Source organism: Gluconobacter sp. P1D12_c, from assembly GCF_018812105.1.
In the GTDB taxonomy this organism is placed as follows: domain Bacteria; phylum Pseudomonadota; class Alphaproteobacteria; order Acetobacterales; family Acetobacteraceae; genus Gluconobacter; species Gluconobacter oxydans_A.
On sequence record NZ_JACSIQ010000622.1, the window covers coordinates 1 to 408 of the forward strand.

The 408-nt window shown below is 57.1% G+C and carries 1 protein-coding gene; it reads right to left on the minus strand.

Annotation, left to right across the window (positions count from 1 at the left end):
* Window positions 1-6: 6 nt before the first annotated feature.
* Window positions 7-408, minus strand: a 402-nt coding sequence (locus KP705_RS18435; protein ID WP_215765353.1) for a transposase, incomplete at its 5' end; no start/stop codon positions are given.

The window sequence follows — 408 nt, forward strand, 5'->3', positions numbered from 1 at the left end:
GGATGACTACGCGCTCGCGTTCAACCTTGCGAGGAAGAGAAAGCGGCGCATGTTGTAGACAATATTGGCCAGGCCGATCCTCATGGTGGCCCGGGTGATACCCACGGTTCGGACGAACAGACCCGTCTGCGATTTCTGATCGGCAAAGACATGCTCGACACGCGACCGGATCACCGATTTCCCTGCGTTGGACCGCTGGATGTGGCGGGGCATGGGCTTGAGATGCGGCTTTTTCCTGTGGACCTTTGAGACAAAGCCCTGCTTTTCCATGAAGTCTTCGTTGGCTTTCGAGCGATACGCGGTATCGGCCCAGACGCTTGAGGCGGTATTGGCTTTATCCAGAAGCCCCTCTCTCAATCGCGCGCCATCACTGGCGGCGGCATCTGTTGTCTTCCATTTGCGGATGAA